Annotated in this window: 17 protein-coding genes; 14 read left to right on the forward strand and 3 right to left on the reverse strand. The window is 36.4% G+C overall.

All coding sequences use genetic code 11. The features are described from left to right. The first annotated feature begins 102 nt into the window (after nt 1-102). The 4 genes from ACFQIC_RS10940 to ACFQIC_RS10955 all read left to right on the forward strand — a co-directional run bounded on the left by ACFQIC_RS10940 (nt 103) and on the right by ACFQIC_RS10955 (nt 5,684). Nucleotides 103-1,413 carry an ABC transporter substrate-binding protein gene (locus ACFQIC_RS10940; protein ID WP_204712194.1) on the forward strand — a complete coding sequence of 437 codons (1,311 nt, stop codon included), beginning with the start codon at nt 103-105 and terminating at the stop codon, nt 1,411-1,413. Nucleotides 1,414-2,880: 1,467 nt separating this feature from the next. After that, entirely contained in the window at nt 2,881-3,642 is a 762-nt protein-coding gene (locus ACFQIC_RS10945) for a class II aldolase/adducin family protein (protein ID WP_204709306.1), read from the forward strand. Between the two features lie 86 nt (nt 3,643-3,728). Next, complete coding sequence (locus tag ACFQIC_RS10950) at nt 3,729-4,469, forward strand: SDR family NAD(P)-dependent oxidoreductase (RefSeq protein ID WP_204709307.1); 741 nt, start codon at nt 3,729-3,731, stop codon at nt 4,467-4,469. Between the two features lie 261 nt (nt 4,470-4,730). Further along, entirely contained in the window at nt 4,731-5,684 is a 954-nt protein-coding gene (locus ACFQIC_RS10955) for a GGDEF domain-containing protein (protein ID WP_204709308.1), read from the forward strand. A gap of 167 nt (nt 5,685-5,851) precedes the next feature. Here ACFQIC_RS10955 and ACFQIC_RS10960 read toward each other — a convergent pair whose 3' ends face one another. Continuing rightward, a complete protein-coding gene (locus ACFQIC_RS10960; RefSeq protein WP_204709310.1) occupies nt 5,852-7,417 on the reverse strand; it encodes an alpha-amylase family glycosyl hydrolase in 1,566 nt (521 codons plus the stop codon). Nucleotides 7,418-7,864: 447 nt separating this feature from the next. Between ACFQIC_RS10960 and ACFQIC_RS10965 the strand changes: the two genes are divergently transcribed. After that, nucleotides 7,865-8,032, forward strand: a complete 168-nt coding sequence (locus ACFQIC_RS10965) for a Spo0E family sporulation regulatory protein-aspartic acid phosphatase (RefSeq protein WP_204709311.1) — start codon at nt 7,865-7,867, stop codon at nt 8,030-8,032. Nucleotides 8,033-8,052: 20 nt separating this feature from the next. Here ACFQIC_RS10965 and ACFQIC_RS10970 read toward each other — a convergent pair whose 3' ends face one another. Further along, nucleotides 8,053-8,253, reverse strand: coding sequence for a hypothetical protein (locus ACFQIC_RS10970; RefSeq protein WP_204709497.1), 201 nt, complete (start codon nt 8,251-8,253; stop codon nt 8,053-8,055). A 793-nt stretch (nt 8,254-9,046) separates the two neighbouring features. Continuing rightward, nucleotides 9,047-9,238: an aspartyl-phosphate phosphatase Spo0E family protein gene (locus ACFQIC_RS10975; RefSeq protein ID WP_204709474.1), complete on the reverse strand. Its 192-nt coding sequence runs from the start codon at nt 9,236-9,238 to the stop codon at nt 9,047-9,049. A 644-nt stretch (nt 9,239-9,882) separates the two neighbouring features. Between ACFQIC_RS10975 and ACFQIC_RS10980 the strand changes: the two genes are divergently transcribed. From ACFQIC_RS10980 to ACFQIC_RS11020, 9 genes are all read left to right on the forward strand, one after another. Then, complete coding sequence (locus tag ACFQIC_RS10980) at nt 9,883-10,335, forward strand: hypothetical protein (protein WP_204709312.1); 453 nt, start codon at nt 9,883-9,885, stop codon at nt 10,333-10,335. A gap of 333 nt (nt 10,336-10,668) precedes the next feature. After that, nucleotides 10,669-11,535, forward strand: a complete 867-nt coding sequence (locus ACFQIC_RS10985) for a MurR/RpiR family transcriptional regulator (protein ID WP_204709313.1) — start codon at nt 10,669-10,671, stop codon at nt 11,533-11,535. Nucleotides 11,536-11,696: 161 nt separating this feature from the next. Beyond that, entirely contained in the window at nt 11,697-12,743 is a 1,047-nt protein-coding gene (locus ACFQIC_RS10990; RefSeq protein WP_390217098.1) for a DctP family TRAP transporter solute-binding subunit, read from the forward strand. A 60-nt stretch (nt 12,744-12,803) separates the two neighbouring features. Further along, nucleotides 12,804-13,295, forward strand: a complete 492-nt coding sequence (locus tag ACFQIC_RS10995; RefSeq protein WP_204709314.1) for a TRAP transporter small permease — start codon at nt 12,804-12,806, stop codon at nt 13,293-13,295. A 13-nt stretch (nt 13,296-13,308) separates the two neighbouring features. Beyond that, the gene (locus tag ACFQIC_RS11000; protein ID WP_204709315.1) at nt 13,309-14,586 is read left to right on the forward strand and encodes a TRAP transporter large permease; all 1,278 of its coding nucleotides are present in this window, start codon (nt 13,309-13,311) and stop codon (nt 14,584-14,586) included. Nucleotides 14,587-14,691: 105 nt separating this feature from the next. Beyond that, nucleotides 14,692-15,729: a zinc-dependent dehydrogenase gene (locus ACFQIC_RS11005; protein ID WP_204709316.1), complete on the forward strand. Its 1,038-nt coding sequence runs from the start codon at nt 14,692-14,694 to the stop codon at nt 15,727-15,729. A gap of 19 nt (nt 15,730-15,748) precedes the next feature. Further along, nucleotides 15,749-16,573: a class I fructose-bisphosphate aldolase gene (locus tag ACFQIC_RS11010; protein WP_204709317.1), complete on the forward strand. Its 825-nt coding sequence runs from the start codon at nt 15,749-15,751 to the stop codon at nt 16,571-16,573. Nucleotides 16,574-16,609: 36 nt separating this feature from the next. Continuing rightward, entirely contained in the window at nt 16,610-18,097 is a 1,488-nt protein-coding gene (locus ACFQIC_RS11015) for a xylulokinase (RefSeq protein ID WP_204709318.1), read from the forward strand. A 98-nt stretch (nt 18,098-18,195) separates the two neighbouring features. Continuing rightward, on the forward strand, nt 18,196-19,146 hold the full coding sequence (locus ACFQIC_RS11020; RefSeq protein ID WP_204709319.1) for a ribose-phosphate diphosphokinase: 951 nt from the start codon (nt 18,196-18,198) through the stop codon (nt 19,144-19,146). Nucleotides 19,147-19,262: the final 116 nt, after the last annotated feature.

Here is a 19,262-nt window from a genome sequence, read left to right on the forward strand (position 1 = left end):
CTTGTTTAGTTGGTGGGGAATAGAAGGTTTGTTTTATCTATTTTTGTAATCGATTACAATTTTTAGACGCATTCATTTTACATAACAAGGGAGAGATTTTATATGAAAAGGAAAAAGTTTTATTCAAGTGTTGGAGCAGCGCTGCTTGCTTCTAGTATTGCATTAACAGGTTGCTCGTTTTCTGATGACGAGGCTTCAGGGAGCAGTGACAGCGAGTCCTCTGGCGATAACGTAACAGTAGACGTCTTCCAACAAAAAGTGGAATTTAGAGACCAGTTTGAAGAGTTAGTTGCTATTTATGAGGAAGAAAATCCAGGTGTGAATATAAATGTTCAAACCGTGGGCGGTGGAAACGATTACGAAGGTGCGTTGAAATCTAACTTTTCTTCTGGTGACGAACCGGATATATTTAATGCAGATGGACCGACAGCAGTTACGGAGTATGAAGACTATTTGGCTGATGTTTCGGGTACAAAAGCAGCCGATGCCGCCCTTGATGGTACACTTTCAGGTGTGAAAAGAGATGGCGAAATTCTAGGACTTCCATTCAATCAAGAAGGATATGGACTTCTCTATAATAAGAAAGTGTTTGAAGATGCAGGAATTGATGCTGATAGTATTAAAACCCATGAAGACCTAGAGAAAGCTGTAGAAACATTAGATAGCCAAAAAGAGGACTTAGGAATTGAAGCTCCGTTTGCACTCGCGGCGAAAGAACAATGGGTTATAGGAAGCCATTTAGCGAATACATTTTTAGCAGAGGAATTTAATCACGATGTCATGGAAGCTTATGAAGCAGAATCTGTTGAATTTACCATGGGTGATCAAATGAAACGTTTCCTTGATTTGCAAAATGAATATTCTGTTAAACCAACTTTAAGCCTGGATTATTCCCAGCAAGTTGAGGAGCATTTTTCTCTTGGTAATGTAGCGATGATCCAACAAGGGAACTGGGTATATAACACAATTGAAGCAATGGATCCTGAATTTGCTGAAAATAATGTAGGGATTTTACCAATACCAGTAGAAGGTTATGAGGGAAGTCTTCCTGTAGGAGTCCCGAACTACTGGGTTGTTAATAAAGAATCCGAAGATGAGGTAGTTGAAGCTAGTAAGAATTTCTTAGATTGGATGTACACTTCTGAGTCAGGTAAGAAGTTTGTTACAGATGAATTTAAGTTCGTCCCTGCCTATGAAGGATATGAAGATTTAGAAATTGCTGATCCTATTTCTCAAGAAATTTATAATTATGCTAGTAATGGAGATACAATAGGCTGGGTATTTCTTGGAGCGCCAACTGCTTGGACAGAAAGTGAAATGGCAGCATCCATGCAGGAGTATTTAGCTGGTGATATTACGTGGGAAGAAGTGGAAGAACAAGCGTCTTCTGCTTGGGCAGATGCTCGTCAATAATCGAACTTTTTATTTGAAAGTTGTTGAGGATCAATAGATTATTTAGACAATGAAAAGAATGGTTGCTGAAATTCTAGCAATCATTCTTTTTTTATTATGTCGGGATATAACTGCTTGTTAAAAGTAGGGAGACTAACTTTTAAAGATTGGCTGTGTTAAATCTTGTTGTTCATTTCTGTACCGAAAAGTATTGATTCCTTTATGAAGTACATTGCTTATTTTATTGCGTTAAAGCCCCTGATTATTTTTTTGCAAAAAGGTCCGTTTGCCGTATGGAGTTTAGGAGGGCTGGGAAAACAGCTCGCTTTCCGCGGGCAGACGTCGAGTCTCCTCGAGCTTTGCTGAGGCCACTGAAAAAGTCCTTTTCTATTAATAATGAACTTTTGAAAAACACTATCCCAAAATCTAACGGGTTCAGTTTTCGAGTACAAAACATGAAATAACAAGGAATATCGGTATTTAACAATATAAATTAGCATACAAAATCAGAGATTGTGCTTGAATTCGAGATGTTTGTGTGAATATAGGGGCTGCGGGAAACGGTTCGCTTTCCATGGGGCGGGCGCTGAGCCTCCTCGGACTTCGTCCTGTGGGGTCTCAGCTGTCCCGCACATCCCATAGGAGTCTCCCTGTTTTCCCTGCCCTCCCTGCTTTATTTTTTACGAACGGACTCGAATAGGAGGCTTTCCTCCATAATGAAGATTCGTTGATGTTCCGTCCCTCTTCTCTTCCTACCGATGACGGAACAGACACACAATCTCGGAATCTGCCTGAGGGTTGTCAGCTAGATTCCTGTTATGGTCTTTAACTGAGCGAAAACATCTCGTAATTTGTCCAAAGTAAGAAATCAATACTATAGCATTACTCAACATGGTAGTTTGAGGGTTAGATCACTCATTACGAAAAGTTTACATGAAAAAACCCTGATAACTGAGCGTAGTTATCAGGGTTTATTTTTTTATGACATAGTGGTGCTCTACTAAATCAAGTAGGTGAGGTGAGTTATTTTCGGTTCACAGGATTACTTCCCATACATCCATGGACACAATTTTGCCAAGCGATGGTGCCTGGTTGAAAACCTAGCCTTGAACATCGATCCCTACAAGCTTGCCAATTTGGATTGTGGGGAATATGGGTAGGGTTTTGGCCGTTGTTATGTGAAGGTTCGTATGGGTAATTCCCCTGGTATGACTGATACATCAATTATTCTCTCCTTTTAAATTCATGGTGACATTAATAGTCTATGCATGTGGAGTGTGTGTTGCACCTGGTCGATTCAACTGAATTTATTTTTTAATAGAGAGATAGAATATTCAGAAGTATGGTATTGACTTACAGAAAAAATTCTGTAGTATTTAAAGTATATGAGATAATTCAGAATATTAAGAAATTAAATGCAAGTAATCTATTATGGAACTTGACTGCTTTCTATTGGTCAAACCTGAAAATTAAGGGAGGAAAAGAATAGTGACAGTAAAAAGTCTGAGAAAGCAACCAACGTTTAATTCTATTGAAGAAGAGCGTGAGTATCTCAAACAACGTCTGGCAGGCGCTTTTCGTTTGTTCTCCAAATTTGGATTTGATGAAGGGGTGGCTGGACATATTACGGCAAGAGATCCAGGTGAAAAAGATTGTTTCTGGGTAAATCCTTTCGGTATGCACTTTAGCCAAATTAAGGCTTCGGATCTGATTCTAGTCAATCATAATGGCGATGTGATCGAAGGTGAACGTCCTGTTAATGAGGCGGCTTTCGCAATTCACTCGCAAGTTCATGCAGCTCGGCCTGATGTGATTGCGGCAGCTCACTCGCATTCCATATACGGAAAAACGTGGTCAACGCTCGGACGTTTGCTCGATCCAATTACTCAGGATGCTTGTGCATTTTATAAAGATCACTCGGTGTTTCATGACTATACGGGGGTGGTGCATGACGTTGAAGAGGGAAAACGGATTGGCAAAGCACTAGCTTCTCATAAAGCGGTCATTTTACGGAACCATGGTTTACTTACTGTAGGGGAAACGGTCGATGAATGTGCCTGGTGGTTCATTACGATGGAACGTTCCTGTCAAGCACAGATAATGGCAGAATCTGTTGGGGAACCTGTGCTCATTGATGAGCAACATGCGGATCGAACGAGTAAATATGTAGGATCTCCGAAATCAGGTTGGTTCCAGTTTCAGCCTCTCTGGGACAGAATTATAAAAGAACAACCTGATCTATTGGAGTAATCCGGCTTTAAGTGATCATTCTTTAACCAGAATGATCACTTAATGTCTATACATAAATCTAACAGTTAATGGAGAGGGAGGAATCTATGTCTTTAGAAGGAAAAGTCGCGCTTGTCACGGGATCAGGTACAGGGATAGGTCGTGCAGTTGCTATTGACTTGGCAAAACGGGGCGCATCGGTGGTCGTCAATTATTCTAGATCGGAAAAAGAAGCACAAAGAACGTCAGAGGAAATTAAAAGCCTTGGTGTAAGCTCGCAGGTTTATAAAGCAGCTGTAAATGATGATCGTCAGGTACGTGAAATGATAAAGGGTGTGGTTGACCATTTTGGGCAGCTTGATATTTTGGTGAACAATGCGGGTGCGACAACGTTTGTCCCACATGATGATCTAGATGATCTACATGAGGAGCATTGGGATCAAGTCATGGATGTGAACGTAAAGGGTTTATTTTTTACTTGTCGAGCTGCCGCAGACGAACTCAAGAAAAGCAAAGGTTGTATCGTCAACATCACTTCAGTCGCCGGTCTTTCAGGTGGTGGGAGTTCAATTGCCTATTCAGCATCGAAAGCCGCTGCGATCAGTGTAACCAAATCACTTGCTCGTGTTTTAGCCCCCGAGATTCGAGTGAATAGTGTTGCACCTGGGGTTGTGTTAACACGCTGGATGGAAGGTAAGGAGGAATTTGTTGAAAAACATTCGAAACGTACGCCTCTTCAAAGGACAGCTCAACCAGAAGATGTTTCAGAGATGGTTTTGTCTCTAATTTCTGGTGCAAGCTTTGTCACCGGCCAAACTGTTGTTGTCGACGGGGGAAATTACATTTGATTTGACGAATTTGCAGATCTTATTGATCTTGAAAAAACTCTTATGTAGAGTGTCTATTCTTCTACATAGGAGTTTTTATGTTCTGTAAGGCCTGAAATATTTTTCAAAAAATATAGTCTTTTATACCTGTTCATGATTGATTTTTTCCTATATTATGGTATATTTTATATATTAAATAAGACATAAGTATTATGTATGAATGGTTAGTTTTCTATGTGTTTTAATATATATTATAATATTTGAAAAGATGGTGGGGAATTTATGATAAAATCAAATGAATTAAAAGACTTAGAAGATACATATTTGTCCTCATTAATAAAAGCCATACCAGATTCAGTTAAAGAACACGTTAATGAAATGAAAACGATCGATGAATTTAACTTATATATTCAAGATATTCAAAACTATCAAAATGAGTTATCTCATACTTTCCATAATCATGGTAAAGCACTATTTCTTCCAGAAGATGAGTATCAAAACTTTGTCAATGAATCTAATAAAGAGGGCTATGATCTAGGGCTGTTATTTGCAAAAAGTAACTATTTTACAATCGAAACGATTTTAAAATTAACACATAGTACTCGAATGTGTGGTATTCGCCATGTATTAAAAGTAATTGAAAATATCGAACAAAAGAAAACTAGATCTATTTTAATTGAAAGATTTTATGAAATAACCAATATTAGACAGAATTCCTTCTTTCATGGATATATCCATGAACAAAATGAACACCTTAGAACCCAAAGTATTACGGATCCATTAACTGGGTTATATAATCGAAGGTATTTTTATGAACATATAGTGGAAGAGTTGATTAAAGATAATAAAGATCCTATTAGCTTAATGGTAATTGATATCAACAATTTTAAGAGAATCAATGATGAATTTGGACATAGAGAAGGAGATAGAGTATTAGAACAATTTTCTGCTATAATTTCTGAAAATTGCTCTGATTTTGATCGAGCGTTTCGTTTTGGCGGTGATGAATTCATTCTGATATTACCAGTTATTAACGAATACAACGTTGAGGAAATGGCCAGAAGACTTGATAATAAAATAAACCAATATAATTCACAAGTGTCTCTATCATTCGGAATCAGTCAAATTCCTGCAACAGACTCTCCGGAAAAGTTAAATATCGACCATTATATAAGAATTGCAGATACGAAAATGTACAAGTATAAAACCGAGTATAAGGAGAAACTGCGTTATTAAACGGAGCTGATTACTCAGTTTTTGGGCTGATGCACTGGTCCCAGGTAAAGTAGGGAGATCGATTTATAATTTGCCGAAAATAAATAGGGAAAGCTTTAGCAGTAATACATTATGGTAAAGAGAAGAAACTACCAGCTTATATAATGCTGATAGTTTCTTCAGTATTATTATTTACTTTTTACTAATACAGTCGTATGGGCGGGAACTTCTAGGGATGATTGGACTTTCTTTGTACCTTTTTCACTTGTGAAAACCAATTTATCCTTTTTATCTACTGATAGTTCGGCAGATTCATTTGAGATATTGTGGTAAACCTTCACAGTTTCGTCTTGATAGGTACGTGTATAAGCAATAACTTGAGATGTATCCGTTTCTAATGGTTGAAGGTCTCCTTTCTCTAATGCTACGTGATTTTTGCGTTCGCGAATCAGTTCGCGGTAATGATTCAATAAAGAGTCTTTATCTTTATCCTGTGCTTCAACAGATCTACCGTCATCACCCGTATTATAGACAGGCTCTTCCCAACTCGTTTGTCCTTCTCCATCTCCTTCATACCAACGGAAAGGTTCACGAATGAGTTCATCTGGTTTTTCACCAGTCATTCCTATCTCTTCACCGTAGTAAATAAATGGATTGCCGGGAAGTGTTAATAAAATAGATGCAGCGGTTTTTGCTTGATCAACATCTCCGTTAAGCTCACTCATTACACGGTTTTGGTCATGATTTGTTAAAAAAGTAGCATCAATTTTATTTGGATTATACTCCTTGTACAATTCATCTGTAGAATTGACAGCCGGAACAACTCCTTGATCTGTGCCGTTCTTAACAGAGTTCACAATCGTTTCAGCTAAATCAAAATTAAATAAAGAATCTAAAGATTGATAGTATGGAGCAACTACTTCTGGCTCGTCCCATACTTCACCAACTAAATAAGCATTTGGATCAGCTGCTTTCATTGCATCTCTAAATTCATTCCACCACTCGATGTTCTTCTCTGCACCTTCTTCAGTTTCACCTTCAAAAATGTGCAGTGCGGCATCTAATCGAAAACCATCCGCCCCTTGATCTAGCCAAAATCTACCAATATCTTTAATTTCTTCTTTAACTTCAGGGGAGTCAAAATTCAAATCAGGCATTCCGTGCCAAAATGTACCATAATAATAGCCTTCTCCATTTGGGTTTTCATGCCAAATTTGTTGTCCCCACGGACCTTTTTCATCGAGGTCTGTATCTTCATCTGCCCAAACATAATAATCACGATATTTACTGTCTGGATTAGTACTAGCACTTTCAAACCAAGGATGTTCACTGCTTGTATGATTAATCACTAAGTCCATAATCACTTTTGTATCCCGTTCATTAGCTTCTTCTGTTAGTTTTTGAAAATCTTCGAGAGTACCATAATCAGGATCGATACTATAGTAATCGGTCACATCATATTTATGGTAGCTGGGTGAGGGGTTGATAGGCATTAACCACATACCATCAACTTGTAGGTCTTTCTTGTTATTAGGGTTACCATCATTTAAATAATCCAACTTCTTGGTAATCCCGCTTAGATCACCATGTCCATCTTCGTCAGAATCATAAAAAGAATTGACATAGATTTCATAAAAGACACCATCAAGACTATCTTCGGACACTTTAGGTTGTGGATCGGCTTGGACAACAGACGACAGACTGGCAGCTAGCATAAAGGACGCAGCTGTAGCTGACAACTTCTTTTTGTTCATTTCTCCAACTCCTTATTAAAAATAATGTGCAACCGTTTGCGCAAACTAATTACAACCTCAGCATATAATTGTTTGTAAACGATTTCAATAAGTAATGCCAATTTTTAGATATTTTGAATAATATGACCTACTTAATTTGAGAGGTAAGACTTTTAACTTATAAATAAAACAAAAGAACCTGATAACAGAGTAGTGTCATCAGGTTCTTTTGATATTCATTTAAATTGACAGTTGAATAAATTTTATGTAAAAAGCTAGCTTACCAAAAGTTGCCCGCATGGTGGACTTGGGCTTCCAGTAACAAGTTTATAATACCAATCTAGGGAAAAGGTATAAAAGTGGTTTGAAATAAATTTTAATGGGAATAGCAAGAGGGGAGCTGCTTTTGAAAATCCTTTCCGAACTCCCAACTCAGATAAACTAATAAAAACGAAAGGAAAATATATAGTGTCTTACACCAATGATTTAAAAGAACAAATAGAATTCACAAGACAAAAAATGTATCAAACCTATAAAAAAAATCCTGACGATACCGAACTACTCATCATTTCTCAATCACTTGATAAGCTTTTAAATGAGTTAGAAGGTACATATAGGGGGAATTTGAAAAAATAGGTTTCATTCGGTGAATTAAATTATTTATCGAATGGAAGAATACTAATTCCCCTTCTTTTAGCTGAATCCTGCATAAGATAAAGTTCAGAATACATCCTTTCTGATAACACCCCTTTTTGAATGTTTTTATGGATTGCCGCATAAAGACCCACTAATAGATCAAGTTCCATATCATCGTAGGCTGACGTTTCCCCATGATAGTTTATTTGTCGATTCAACATTATAATTTTTCCTTGTGCTCAACTGTTTTTCCGATCATTTACTTATACCCCTTTTTAAAGACGATCTCTCAACCACACCTTATCACTGGTTTGAAAACGATTCCATAGTTCTTTTATACCATTGCATTAATTTGAAAACATTTTGGGCTTATCTTCCGCATTATTTTCAAGTCTTTATCTATAGATACTATCTCTCAATACAAAATATGCTAAGTTTTTTACAAACTTGGGTGATCTAAGGTCGGTACTGAATTTTATGGGAAACAATTGATGCAAGAGTCCGACTTGCATAGTTCCATTAGATTACTGTGCAATCGTTTGCATAAACGGCCTTATCGTAGGACGTTTTATGCAAACGATTGGCACGTTATCAGGATTCATTCTCTTATGGGGGGAGGTATGCGGTTTATCGGAAAGAGGTCACCGTTGATGTTATACATAAAGACAAATTTGAAGAATTAGTGCTATGTATGAGGAAGAACATTCTGATGTCAATCAACGTTAAGACTGTTGAGCTGATGAGTTCAACCACAATGTCAATTTTACAGAGTTGGTTGAATTATTTTCAAAGATGGAGGAATTAGGATTCAATATGAAGGAATTATTTGCGAGGGTGGCAAAAAAGTTGGGTGAATATCATAGTAGTGACAATTAGAGCATCCTCTAGCTATGGAAATATAAAAGTACCCTGATAATTAAGCATAAATCACTCAGTTATCAGAGGCATTCATGATTTAAAGTAGCTAAACGTTTCGAACTATCTTTGCCATTGGCCAAGCCGTCGTTTGATTCATTATAGTTGATGAGTAGCACAAAACTGTTTTTGGTTTGCGCATAGGTTTAAGAGCTCGTCTAATTGTTGACTGCATTTTATTGTTCTTTTATCTGTGAATCCAAACCTCATACCTAGTGTAATCATTTCATTCCTTTTATTTAGAATGGAAGTTGATAGATTAGATTGAGTTGGTTCTATGACATTGTTCATCACTATCTTTCCCTTCTGAATTTATATAGGTAAGTTAAGATTTAAAGCAACAAAAGTTATTATGACTACTTTTGTAAAAAGGTTCAATAGGTTCTTCAAATAAAGTCAGTAACAAACAAAAAGAGACATTAATATAAATCTACTACATACCGCTGTACTATAATGCGGCATCAACACGTACGTTTTTTCCGCAGTAGTCGCAGACCTTCCCCTGATCCCTTTACAACATTGAAATAAACGGAACCGCAATGATCTAGCGTTATCGTTCATCCATCGGTATTCACGCTCGAACTATCTACCAGGAAGTTAAAATCATATAAGATCTTCAGAAAGTAAGAGTCTATCTTTTATCATTGTAGCTTTCTTTCACAAGACTACGATTTCGGTCCTACTAACGGTATATGGTTTCACTCATACATTCTTAACGAAATCCGTTGATATCATACTTCCACAATTAGGATTTTTAATTAAACTGGTCACTTAGTTTTACATAATCATGTCGAAAATTCGTTTATATACCTTTAGTAGTGCGAGTGTAAACTGTATGATGGTCAATTCTATTCATCTTCCATTATTTAGGTTTTATAATGTGCGTAATGGGAATTTGTGTAGTGAAATAAAATTTAGAGGAGGTTTTCAAAATAATGGGCATCACCGTTAGTGAAAGGTTAAGCACTCCCGGATTAGAGAATTTACGTACCGCTGCTGTATTAGAGTTCACGGAAGAAGTATTCGAGTCAGGGGATTTCCGTTCCTTAGAGGTCCTCACTTCAGAACAGCACCAGCTTTTCGTATTGAACCGAAATGACCATACACTGACTATTCTTAGTATTGATTCAAAAATGGACGTGACAAAGGAAACACTGTTTACGGATAGAATCATTTCTATGAAGGAATATTTTGAAGACTATAGTTTGGTAGAAAATACCGCTCCGAGGAAAATAGAAGTTGCCTTTATGGGTGGACGTATTTTGGAAATAGAACCACGTCTCACACATTCACAGGATATCAATTATATGGAACCAGAAATATCAACTCAAGTGAACGAAGACTTTGAGCTATTGATCGCTGCATTGAAAAGCACAGTGATTTTATAAGGTCTAGTGGAGGGGATGAGAGCCATCCTCTCTTTTTTTTTGTAGTTTTTTCGTAGGATTTACGATGAAAAATGTAACTACGTAATGGTTTCCGTCCTACTTTTTTACAATGGCATTGGTTAATCTAGATGAATAACCACTGACGTCCAGAAAGTCAGAAAATTACAAGACGTAGACGTAATTGAAGTCAGAAGGTCAGGATAAAGGAAAAAGTGAAGCGGTTTAAGTATGCTTCGACTATCACTATTGTTAAAATAAGTATGGGGCTATATTGCCTGAATTGTATTAATATACTAGAATAAGACACATTACTCTATCATTAGGAGGATGAAAATGGACGATTTAACAGTAAACAAAAATCCGGGTTTTTCAACAAGAATTAGCGCAGCATTTGTAAAATTAAGAGGATCAGAAAGAAAAATTGTAGAGTTTATTGAAAAGCACCAAGATGAAATAATCCATCTTTCAATTACTGAAGTAGCTGAAAGAAGTGGAACCAGTGAGTCTTCGGTTGTTCGTTTATGTAAGAGGCTTGGTTATAAAGGATTTCAAGATTTGAAAATTAATTTAGCTAGAGAAGTTATTAAACCAGAAAAGCAGATACATGAAGTTATTGAAAAAGATGATGATGTTATTTTAATTAAAAGGAAAATATTTCAATCTAATATCCAAGCTTTATATGACTCCTTAGAAGTATGCGATAATGAGGAACTTATTCGTGCTGTTGATGCTATTTCAAAAGCTGAATTTATTGAGTTTTACGGTTCAGGAGGCTCCGGAACTGTTGCATTAGATGCTCAACATAAATTATTAAAACTTGGAATAAAGACTTTTGCTTACAATGATTCAACACTACAATCTATGTCTGCCAGCGTTTTGAACGAGAGAGATGTAGTTATTGCCATATCTCATACCGGGTCAAGCAAAGAAGTATTAAATGCAATTAAGTTAGCAAAAGATGCTGGTGCAACTGTGATATGTATTACTAATTCCTCAAAATCACCTATCACTAAAGTATCTGATATTGTGCTTCAAACAGCATCTAAAGAAACGCTATTTCGTACAGATGCAATTTCCTCTAGAATTGCTCAATTGACGATCATAGATATCCTTGTAGCTTCAATTGCAAACAATAAATATGAGTATTATCTTAACAATTTACAGAAAACAAGGAAATCTACGATTGATAAAAAGCTTTAGTTCATAAAAGAAAAAAATATTCATTTTTTTTAAAAAAAGATTGAAGGAAATTACCACCGTGTGTTACGATGTTTTTACAGATTAATAATCTGAAATTTCAAATCAATCAGGGACGTTTTTTTTTAAGCTTCATTGAAAGCGTTACCAAAAGGAGGAAAATTTTGAAGAACTATTTATTTGCACTTTCAATTGTCTTTTTTCTAATGTTTTTGGTGGCTTGTGGAAATAGTGAGGATGCTAGTAGTTCAGAGGATGAGGAATCGGAGGGTAATGAAGAAACGGTCAGTTTTAATTTATCAACTCCAGATCCTGAAGAAGCAAATGTAACTGTGGCTGCAAAAGAATTTGCCAAGGTTGTAGAAGAAAAAAGTGAAGGGTCTATTGAAATTGAAGTTCATCCAAATGGAACGTTGTATGGCGGCGATCCATCAGCGGCTGTAAAACAACTTGGGGCTGGAAGTCTTGATATGTTGGTTTTATCTACTTCTTTATATGCCAACTTTGAACCGAGGTTTAGTGCAATTAGTGTTCCCTACTTATTTGATGATTCCGAGCAGTTTGTATCTTTTTTAAACGGGGATTTAGGTGATGAGTTGTTAGGGTCAGTATCTGAACTTGATATTAAAGGGCTGGGATATTGGACACGTGACTTTAGACAAATAACAAATTCTCAACGTCCAATAGAAGAACCTGAAGATTTGGACGGTCTTAAGTTGAGAGTTCCAAATAACCCACTGTGGGTAGAATTTTTCAAAGGAGCTGGGACTGCAACTACTCCAATGGATTTTGGAGAAGTGTATAATGCTCTCCAATTAGGAACAATTGACGGACAAGAAAATCCTCTAGGTGTTGTTTCTTCAGCTAAAATGTATGAAGTACAAGAATATCTAACTATTTCAAATCATATGGCAGATGGATGGCTAGTTGGATTAAACCAAAGTAAATATGATCAATTAAGTGATGATCAAAAACAAATTTTAGAGGAAGCAACCAATGAAATACAAGGTTGGTCTTTAGATTATAACCAAGAGCAGGCTGAATCTATAGTCGAAACCCTCGAAGAAGAAGGAATGAAGGTTAATAGTTTAACTGATGAGCAACAACAAAAATTTATAGAACTTTCTCAAGAGGCCTATCCAGCCTTTGAAGAGGTTGTGGAAGATGAAGAATTCTTTCAGGAAGTATTGAAGTCTGTAGGTAAAGACTGATTCATTTTAAATGGCGGCCTTGAAATATAAGGCCGCTTCATAATTAGAAGGAGACTAATCATGAAAAAGAGACAGTTAAGTAAATTAAATAAACTTTTTCATATTTTTAATAAAATAACTTCTGTTTTTGCGATATTAACCTCAGCGGCAATTTTTGTTGTTGTTATATGGCAAATCGTTGGAAGGTTGATAGGACACCCAGCTCCATGGACAGAAGAACTAACTCGATTCATTTTTATTTGGATGATATTTTTAGGAATTGGGATTGGATTTAGAAAAGTGGAATCGGCTAGAGTAACAGTTTTCTTGAAACTTTTACCACAGTTTATACAAAAAATTTCGGTATGGATCTACTCTGTTGCTACTATTTCATTCTTTATATTCATGGTTATTTATGGAGTAGAATTTATGTCCCAACAATTAGCAACAAACGAAACTAGTTCTGTTGTTTCGTTACCTATGTGGGTCATGGGGATGTCTGTTCCATGTGCAGGTGTAATAGGTATTATTAATGTGATTCAGTCTCTAGTTTATGACCGAGAGCTAATATAGGAGGTACCCCAAGATGTCTATATTCCTACTAGTAATGTTTTTCCTTCTAATTTTCATAGGAGTTCCAATAGCGATCTCTCTAGGGCTCTCGGTAGTTACTACGATTGTATTATTTACTGATGTGCCAGTTAGTATTGTTATTCAATCCATGTATAGTTCCATGAATAGCTTTATTATGGTAGCCGTCCCCTTATTTATTCTTGCTGGGATTATTATGGATGAGGGTGGTATAGCTGAACGAATATTTGACTTTGCGAAGAGTATTGTAGGGTGGATAACTGGTGGGTTAGGGCATGTTAATATATTTGCCAGTCTTATCTTTGCAGGAATGGCTGGATCCTCGGTAGCAGATATTGCAAGTACTGGGAGAATAACTATTAATGCAATGAAGCGTGATAATTATCCATTAGAATATGCTGCTTCGCTAACACTAATCACTTCGATGTTAGCTACGATTGTCCCACCAAGCATTTTAATGATTGTAGCTGCTTCTACAGCAGGGGTATCAATTAGCGCTGCATTAATCGGTGGTCTTGTTCCTGGGATAATTATTGCAGTTATCTTTATGGTTTATAACTACTTTTACAGTAAAAAGCATGGACTGGGGACTCATCAGAAATTTGAATGGAAAAATGTAAAAAAAGAATTTATTCGTGCTTTCCCGGCACTTCTAGCGCCAATTATACTAATCGGAGGCATTTTAAGTGGGTATTTCACCCCCACTGAAGCCGCAGCGATTGCCGTATTATATACTTTACTTATAGCTATGTTTGTATATAAAGGTCTACCTTTTAGAAAACTACCTAATATTTTTTGGAGAACAGTAAATCTTACAGGAACCATTTTATTCATAGCAGTTGCAGCAATGCCGGCAGGATGGGTGTTTGAATATGATGGACTTCCAACTAGGTTGGCGAGTTTCATCAGTGGATTGAGTGACAGTTCTATAGTAATCATGCTTTTACTCTTTGTTTTTTTAATTATTGTTGGGATGTTTATGGATGCAACTGCAGCAATCTTTATCTTAGTGCCAATTCTGATGCCTACGGTTATGGTAGCAGGGATTGATCCTGTATTTTTTGTTATTTTCATGGTGATATCTCTTTCCATTGGTTTAATCACACCTCCGATTGGTGTTTGTCTATATGCTGCTTGTAATATAACAGGATTAAAATTAGAAACACTTAGTAAAGCAACATTACCTTGGTTAGGGATTACCTTTGGAACATTAATACTTTTTGTGTTGTTTCCAGAACTGATTATGGCTCCACTTAGTTGGCTAGGATTCTAAGTTAAAAATAAAAAGAGGAAAATATTTTTCTTTTTTTTAATATATTTAAGGAGGAAATCACCACCATTATTCTTGCAAAATAATATTGAAAAGGATGGTTATATAATGAAAGCCGCTGTATTTCACGGTCCTAACGACCTAAGAATGGAAGAAGTAAACAAACCAGTAATTAACGAACATGAAATTTTGATGAAGGTTAATGTAAGTGCAATTTGTGGAACTGATGTCCGTATTTATGAAGGGAAAAAAACCAAAGGAGTGAGAACCCCTTCAATTATCGGGCATGAGCTTGTGGGCACTGTTGAGGAAAAAGGAGCTGAAGTTACAGGTTTTACTGTCGGAGAAAAAGTGGGAGTAATTCCTGTTATTCCATGCGGTCGTTGCTATTACTGTATGAATGATCGAGAAAATGTTTGTGCAAATCGAACAGCAATTGGTTATGAATTTGATGGTGGATTTGCTGAATATGTAAAAATACCGAAAATTGCTTTACAATCTGGAAACTTAGTTAAGTTACCAGATAATGTATCACTTGAACAAGCTGTTATAACGGAACCTCTTGCCTGTTGTTTAAATGGTCAGCGTAAAGCAAATGTCAACATGGGAGACACAGTAGTTGTTATTGGAGGTGGTCCAATTGGTCTTATGCATGTACAGTTAGCAAAAATTGCTGGAGCAAAAAACGTAATATTGAGTGAACCCATTGTTCACAGAAGAGATAAGGCAATACTAGCTGGTGCAGATATTACAGTTAATCCGGAAACAGACTCACTAGAAACAATAGTATTAGATAGTACCGACAATTTAGGTGCTGATGTAGTAATCATGGCAATTGGAGTTCCGGCTCTAGTTAATTCTTGTGCTAAATTATTAAAAAAGGGAGGGACATTAAACTTGTTTGCTGGTTTTACTAAGGGTGTCTTGGGTGAAATCGACCCCAATGTAATTCATTACAATGAAATAAATATAAATGGAACGTCAGCTCTAACACGGTCAGATTATTATAATTCACTTTCTCTTATTGCTTCAGGGCAAATAAATACTGAAGTATTAACGACCACGGGTTATAAATTAGAAGATATTCAAAAAGCAATATTGGATGTGCGAAATGGTAACGGCATGAAATCCGTTATTAATATATAATATTAAAGGAGAGAAAACAATGGGACTATTAGGTAAAGAAATTAGAATGAATCGTTTAATCAATCAGGATTCTGGTAAGTTATTAGCAGTAGCTGTGGATCAAGCAATGGCAAGAGGTGTTTTTGATGAGTTAATGCCTATTGATAGGAAAGTTAGTGAAATTGTTGCTGGTGAGCCTGATGCAATAACTATGCATAAAGGAATTGCTGATACATGCTTCAGAAAACATGCAGGAAAAGCAGGATTGATTCTAAAAGCTTCTACTTTTTCTCCTTGGCAACCCAATTTCGACACATGGGTTACAGAGGTAGATGAAGCTATAAGTTTAGGTGCTGATGCTATTTCCATGGGATGTATCGTAGGGGGAGATGATCAGCCTGAGCAATTACGTAATTTAGGACTTATTTCTGGTCAAGCTTCAAAACATGGATTACCTTCGATCGCTCATATTTATCCAAGAGGGAATCAAATTCCTGAGGACGAAAAAAACGACTGGAGACATGTTGCTTATGCCGTCCGTGCTGGTGCAGAACTAGGTATTGATATCGTTAAAACGAAATATACAGGTGATCCCGAATCCTTTCATAAAGTTGTATCTTCTACTCCAGGTAAGGTAGTTGTTGCAGGAGGAGATATAGGAAATAATGTAGAGGACTATTTTCAAATGGTGCATGATGTCATTGAAGCTGGAGGGGATGGAATTACATTTGGTCGAATCGTGTGGAATAACAATAATCCAACAGCAATTGTGCAAGCATTTAGAAACATCATTCACGAGAAAGGAACAGTAAAGGAAACTATTGAACTCTACAATGAACTAATTAATCAACCAGCAAACCTGTAAAATAACAAACCTATAAATAATTAGGGTGGTGTGTTTATGTCTCATGTGATTGGAATAGATATAGGGACAAGTGGAATTAAAGTAGGAGGAATGAATAAAGATGGGGAGTTAGGGTTTATTGAGTATGAACCCTACCCTCTTCACCACCCCAAAAAGGGATGGGTTGAAATTGACTTAGAAGGTATATGGGGAAGAACCAAAGAGTTATTACTGAAAGTTATCAAGAGAATACAAAAAATTGGATCTATTGAAGCTATCTCTCTATCTACCTTTTGCAACTCTTCCGTTTTTCTAGATAAGGACGGTGAGCCATTATATCCAGGGATTATGTATTTGGATCAAAGAAGCAAAAAGGAATCTGAATGGATTAAAGAGATCGTTACAGAAGAAAAAATCTATGAAATTACTAAAAACAGATTAGAACAGGGCATGTATTCCATTACATCTCATTTATGGTTCAAAAATCATCACCCGACTATGTACGAACAAACATATAAATGGGGGAATTTATCCACCTATATATTGAATAAACTCACAGACTGTTTCGTCATGGATTGGACACAATCTTCTCTTTCAGGGATGTATGATGTTGAACAATATGAATGGTCCGAAGAAATCTGTGAAGAAGTTGGAGTAGATATGGCAAAGCTCCCTGAGGTGGTAGATCCCTGTTCAGTAATAGGTGATTTAAATTGTTCGGATATTCCTTTAAGCGGAATACCTGTGGTAGCGGGAGGCGCAGATACAGCCTGCTCTACCTTAGCTTTAGGTGTTCAACCGGGAGGAGTTTTTGAATCAGTTGGAACTTCTAATGTCCTGACAGCATGCACCGAAGACCCTTCTCTGCTAGATAAGAGGTTTTTAAATCGGTGTCATATTATTAAAAATCAATGGTTATCTCATGGTGCTATGTCTTTTCCTGGTGCAGCTATTCAATGGTTTTACAAAGAATTTCTTAAGGAAGAAAATGAATCAAAAGAAATTCTTGAAAGTCTTCCAAAAACATCGCCTACTGGTTCCAATGGAGTATTTTTCCTCCCTTATATGCAAGGAGAAAGATCTCCGATATGGGATCCGAATGCCAGGGGAACTTTTGTAGGTATATCTTTGAACACAACCAAAGCGGATATGCTTAGAGCTATTTTAGAAGGTTGTTCATTTGGATTAAGACAAATTCATGACATCTTTATAGAAACTTATAAATTTGAATTTGAAAACCTTCAATCAATTGGAGGCGGTTCTAAGAATCAAACTTGGGCACAAATAAAATCTACGATTTTAAATAAAAATATTGAAATTAAAAGCGTTTCAGAGACAGGAGTTTACGGAGCGTGTTTAATCGCGGGTACTTCTATTGGTTATTATAAATCATTAGAAGAAGCTTCCTCTCTAATAGAAAATAGGACAACACAGCTCATCAAGCCCAATTTAGATGAATTAAATACTTATAACGATCATTATAAAGTTTTCAATGAATTGTACCCGTCCTTAAAGCAATTTTTCGCTAAAAGTATGGAGCTATAAAATCAATTTATAAAGAGATATAGGAAGCTAAAAAAATTTATATAGGATTGAAAAAGTATACCCACACTTAAAAATTTCACTTTGGGGGATTAAACAAATTGTCTCGTAGATGTAGTAACAACGTAAAAATTTTTTCATTAAATTCAAATAGAAGTCTAGCTGAGGAAATCGTAAGTATCTTAGGGTGTGAACTTGGAAGAAGTTCAGTTACCAAATTTAGTGATGGGGAAACGCAAATAAATATAGAAGAAAGCGTCCGAGGAAGTGATGTCTACTTAATTCAGTCCACTTCCGCACCTGTTAATGATAATATTATGGAACTCTTAATTATGGTTGATGCTTTAAAAAGAGCCTCAGCTAAATCTATAAATGTTGTCATTCCTTACTATGGATATGCAAGGCAAGACCGTAAAGCGCGAGCACGTGAGCCTATAACTGCCAAATTAATTGCAAACCTGTTAGAAAAATCTGGTGTTAACAGGGTCTTATCTATTGATCTTCATGCCCCACAAATCCAAGGCTTTTTTGATATCCCTGTTGATCAACTATTAGGCGTTCCTATACTGTCATCTTACTTTGAAGAAAAGGGACTAGAAGATATAGTTGTTGTTGCTCCAGACAATGGTGGTGTAACGAAAGCGAGGAAAATGGCAAGTAAACTTAACGTACCAATAGCTTTCGTAGATAAACGAAGGCCATCCCCTAACGTTGTTGAAATGATGAATATTATCGGAGATGTTGAAGGAAAGAATGCAATTATTATTGACGATTTGATAGACACAGCAGGAACTATTACAAAGGCAGCTAACCTTTTAATCCAAAAAGGAGCCAAGTCAGTATACGCTTGTTGCACTCATCCCGTTTTATCTGGTCCTGCTGTTAAAAGAATTAAAGATTCTACCATAAAAGAATTAATAGTAACTAATACTATTCCGTTACCGATGGATAAGAAAACCGATAATATTACTGTATTATCAGTTGCACCATTATTAGCTGAAGCTATTGACAGAATACAAAGTGAAAAATCAGTTAGCGTGTTATTTGATTAAATTATATACATTTAACCCAATGATTTTAGAGGATACTAATTCATGCTATATCCCTCCGTGTCTTCTTAGATAAGGGGGGGAGTTTAAATATTGCTTTTTAAAAACAAGTCGTTTAT

This window comes from Halobacillus seohaensis (genome assembly GCF_042663045.1).
GTDB lineage: Bacteria > Bacillota > Bacilli > Bacillales > Halobacillaceae > Halobacillus_A > Halobacillus_A seohaensis.